This is a genomic window from Wolbachia endosymbiont of Drosophila tristis (genome assembly GCF_028981745.1).
Classification (GTDB): Bacteria; Pseudomonadota; Alphaproteobacteria; order Rickettsiales; family Anaplasmataceae; genus Wolbachia; species Wolbachia pipientis.
Genome location: NZ_JAPQLN010000113.1, coordinates 75,781 through 80,055, shown reverse-complemented (window position 1 = coordinate 80,055; position 4,275 = coordinate 75,781). Strand labels below are relative to the sequence as shown.

Sequence of the window (4,275 nt, the reverse complement as noted above, 5' to 3'; positions counted from 1 at the left end):
AAGAACGGTCAGTGAATACCTAAATTTGAGTAAAAGAAATTTCACTACCACTCACTAATCTGGCTAAAATTCAAGAATTTCAATGCTTTAGCTATTTTCAATAGAATTAAATTTATTAATATAAATAACAAATTACTATTCTTAAATTTGATCAGATTGATTGCAAAAAAACAAGATTTTCAATAAGTTGCTTATAATCCTAATTATAGTTAGCCTTTCATAAGTAGCGATGCAACAAAGCCATCTCAGTGTCTGGGCACTGGCCCACTGGTGGGAATTGCTCCCAAACTACAACGTTCGTACAGTTGTGGATACCGTGGCGGTATGACGTAGGGAAACCTTTCTTGGGTTAAGCTTTAAATTAAAACATCAAGTATATTGAACTTAAAACATATCTCAGCTATACTTTGCGATAAAGTTAATAAAAATTTTAATAAAATCAGTAAGACTAACCTCTAGCTAAAATGAATACAAAGTGAGCTTTTTTGATATAAATAGTGTTAGAATAATTGGTAGGTACTTTATCAATTTTTTGTTAAGGCTTGGTAGTGCATTCATATTTTTTATTCAATCTCTATACCACTGCCTTGTGCCACCATATTATTTTAGCAACATAGCAAGACAAATTATAGAGATAGGCTTTTTCTCTCTGCCAATTGTTGGGCTCACTGGAGTTTTTATAGGAGCGGCGATAGTTTTACAAAGTAGCTTGAGTGACCCATTAATTAACCAAGAACAGATAATACCCAAACTTGTTACGATCACTATCATTAAAGAGTTAGGACCAGTTTTGATCAGCTTAATAATGGTAGGAAAGGTTGGATCATCAGTTGCAGCAGAAATTGGTACGATGCGCATCACCGAGCAAATAGATGCCCTTACAACTTTGAACATCAACCCTTTCAAATATTTAATTGCACCAAGGATTTTAGCGTCAATCATAGTATTTCCCATACTTACAGTATGTGCAGATTTAATAGGAATATTTGGAGGATGCATCACTGCAGTCTTCGAATTTAACCACAATTTAAATATATACATTAAACACACAGCTCAGTTCTTTAATACGTATGATTTTATAACTGGGCTAATAAAAGCAACTGCATTTGGCGCCATAATTTCTGTCTCAAGCTGCTATTACGGTTACCATTGCAAAGAAGGTGCACGAGGAGTAGGTGTTGCTACAACATCAACTGTTGTTTTATCGTCCATACTGATCATTTTAGCAAACTACATGATTACTTTGATACATGCGTAACCCCATAATATCAATATTGAATTTAAGCTTATCTTTTGATGATAGGACAGTACTAAAAGATCTAAATTTTGATATATTAAAAGGGGAATCATTAGTCATACTTGGTGGCTCAGGAAGCGGCAAATCTGTATTAACAAAAACAATTATCGGCTTGCTTGCTCCAGACTCAGGGTCTGTTAAAATAAATAGTAAAAGCAAAAATAAATTTGGGGTTTTATTTCAAAATTCCGCTTTATTTGACTACGTTACAGTGTGGGAAAATATATCTTTTAATTATAAAAAGCGCTTTAATATCAGCAAAAAAGAGGCAAAACAGCTAGCAATCGAGAAGTTAAATGATGTTGGACTGGAGGAAAGCATAGCAGATATGTTTCCAATAGAGCTATCAGGTGGAATGAAAAAAAGAGTGGCACTTGCAAGGGCGATTGCACACAATCCAGAAATCATTATTTTGGATGAACCAACTTCAGGATTGGACCCAATTATGTCAGATATAGTAAACGAGATAATAATAAAATTATCTAGAGATCTTAACCCTACAATTATCACGATTACACATGATATTCATAGCGCATTTAAAATAGCTGATAAAATAGCAGTATTATATGAAGGGGAGATCATTTCCCATGGAACTGTTCAGGAAATACAAAATACTAATAACGAATATATAAAAAAATTCATTCATTATATATAGCTAAAGATATATACACTATTGCTAACAGTCATATTTTTAAGTTTTAACTTTGTAAAAGGTAGTGAACATTGGAATTCAGATTTTTTTCAAACTGGATCCTATAGCTAACACGTCATACCGCGATTCATTCGCGGTATCTCGGCATAGATTCCGCTAACTAGTAGCGGAATGACGAATTTGTCGTTTTTCAAATTGTCGTAAGTCAGTTTAGCTATATATAGGATGACAGAAATTGTTTGTATTAGCTATATTCAAAAGCTCTATTGATATTTTGCAATATTTGTGATAAAATAATAGCTTAAGGTTGAGAGTAAAAATTTATGAGTGAAGCTCAAGGTCCAAACATTGCAGAATGGCAAGCGCAGCAGCAACACCAAGAGGCTGCTGGTGAGAAAAGTGGTTTTGGTCTTGGTCATAGTGACTCTGTTTCAACAGTTGTCGATGGAATGAAATGGTTGTTCAACTTTCATGAAGGAGCAATTGCTGCTTATAGTAACGTGTTTGAAGGTTTGGTGAGTGGCAGTAGTCTAGTAACATTGTTTGGAAAGTCAGGTAATATGTTTGGCATAAAACTTCTTGAAGGCCTTGCAGAATATTTTTCAGGTGGAGGTGGGGAAGATATGCCATCAGAAGAAATGGATATGGCTCATGGTGATGATGGACATCACTCAGATGATTACCCTCATGCCAATAACGAAATAGCTCATAATGCTGATGGTTTGCAAGACATGCATGATGCAGGTGATCACCATGGTCAATCTTTTTCACCTGGTCCTTCACCATCTGTTGGCGATGACCACGGACATGAACTTGGTTAAACACTTAAAAACTATTGAATAGTTGGAAGAAGGCCTAATAAGAAAAGTTGCTGTTGTTATGAGTTTGTCTTAGTGAAAAAGGTTTCAGTTTTGGGATCAACAGGAAGTGTTGGAAAAAAGACTGTAGATTTGCTCTCAAAGAGAAAAGAAGAATACCAAGTGGAAGCACTAAGTGCCCATTCGAACTTTGCTCTACTGGCACACCAAGCAAAACTGCTAAATGCAAAATATGTTGCTATCTCCGATGAAAGGCTTTACAAAGATTTGAAAGAAAGTTTACTTGGTACAGATGTAAAAATAGCAATTGGTGCTACAAATATTGCTACCATACCTGTTGATCTCTCAGTTGTTGCAATAGTTGGCATTGCAGGCCTTGGGCCAGTTATGGAAGTTATAGAAAGCGGTACCAAAGTCATTGCATTGGCAAACAAAGAAAGCATTGTTTGCGGTGGAAAGTTATTACTCAAAAAAGCTAAAGAAAAAAATGTACAAATAATCCCTATTGACTCTGAGCACAATGCAATTTTTCAAATTTTGCAAAATGACGACAAATGCGTAGAAAAGATCATACTTACTGCTTCTGGTGGACCATTCTTAAATTATAGCCTTGAGCAATTAAGAAATGTTATGGTAGATAAGGCGCTTAGTCACCCCACTTGGAATATGGGAAAGAAAATCTCGGTTGATAGCGCAACAATGATGAATAAGGCACTAGAGATAATAGAAGCACATAACTTGTTTAATATCAGCCCGGATAAAATTGAAGCAATAGTGCATCCTGAGTCAATAGTACATGGAATTGTAACTTATAAGGATGGGTTCAACTTTGCTGTGCTTGCAGAAACTGACATGGCAATTCCTATTTCATATGCTCTATCTTGGCCGGAAAGATCAGCTTTAAATCGTAAATTAGATTTAACAAAGCAAGGAAAATTGACCTTTCAAGGACCAGACCATAAGCGTTTTCCTGCGCTAAAGCTTAGCATGGCAGTGTTAAACTCTTCTGGTCCACAAACAAACAGTATTGTGCTCAATGCTGCAAATGAAATAGCTGTTAATGAATTTTTGAAGTCACGAATCGGCTTTTTAAAAATAGTAGAGGTAGTGGAATCAACAATGGAAAGTTTTGGTAGTTATACTGATATTAATTCACTATCTGATATAATAAATATTGATTATGAAAGTCGTATTATTGCTCACAAAATTGTTGAAAGTAAAGTTGTTGCGTATAGCTAGAGTAATGTAACCAGACTGCATTCTGTGATTTTTAGCAAAACACGATACACAATCGTCATTCCGCTACTTGTTAGCGGAATCTATGCCGAGATACCGCGGCGGTATGAAGGTTCGCGGTGGTATGACGGTTAAGTAATTCGTCATCCCGCTGCTTGTTAGCGGGATCTAGAGATACCGCGGCGGTATGACGGTTCGCGGCGGCATAGCTATCTTCAAAAATATGGTTGAATAATTGTTAATAATAGTGTATAATTATTAATATTTTTAAG

Annotated in this window: 4 protein-coding genes; all 4 read left to right on the top strand. The window is 35.6% G+C overall.

Going from position 1 to position 4,275, the window contains the following annotated elements; all coding sequences use genetic code 11:
* Positions 1-475: 475 nt before the first annotated feature.
* Positions 476-1,258, top strand: a complete 783-nt coding sequence (locus tag OZD64_RS06400; RefSeq protein WP_038199265.1) for an MlaE family ABC transporter permease — start codon at positions 476-478, stop codon at positions 1,256-1,258.
* Positions 1,251-1,952 carry an ABC transporter ATP-binding protein gene (locus tag OZD64_RS06395; protein ID WP_006279859.1) on the top strand — a complete coding sequence of 234 codons (702 nt, stop codon included), beginning with the start codon at positions 1,251-1,253 and terminating at the stop codon, positions 1,950-1,952. Before OZD64_RS06400 ends, OZD64_RS06395 begins: the two co-directional genes overlap by 8 nt.
* Before the next feature lie 320 nt (positions 1,953-2,272).
* Positions 2,273-2,770 carry a hypothetical protein gene (locus OZD64_RS06390; RefSeq protein WP_010082318.1) on the top strand — a complete coding sequence of 166 codons (498 nt, stop codon included), beginning with the start codon at positions 2,273-2,275 and terminating at the stop codon, positions 2,768-2,770.
* Between the two features lie 72 nt (positions 2,771-2,842).
* On the top strand, positions 2,843-4,006 hold the full coding sequence (gene dxr, locus OZD64_RS06385; protein ID WP_274999539.1) for a 1-deoxy-D-xylulose-5-phosphate reductoisomerase: 1,164 nt from the start codon (positions 2,843-2,845) through the stop codon (positions 4,004-4,006).
* The last annotated feature ends 269 nt before the right edge of the window (positions 4,007-4,275 follow it).

What these genes read in the sequence shown, in the direction of transcription:
- OZD64_RS06390 (WP_010082318.1), top strand. Translation starts at nt 2,273, where the DNA reads ATGAGTGAAGCTCAAGGTCCAAACATTGCAGAATGGCAAGCGCAGCAG.
- OZD64_RS06395 (WP_006279859.1), top strand. Translation starts at nt 1,251, where the DNA reads ATGCGTAACCCCATAATATCAATATTGAATTTAAGCTTATCTTTTGAT.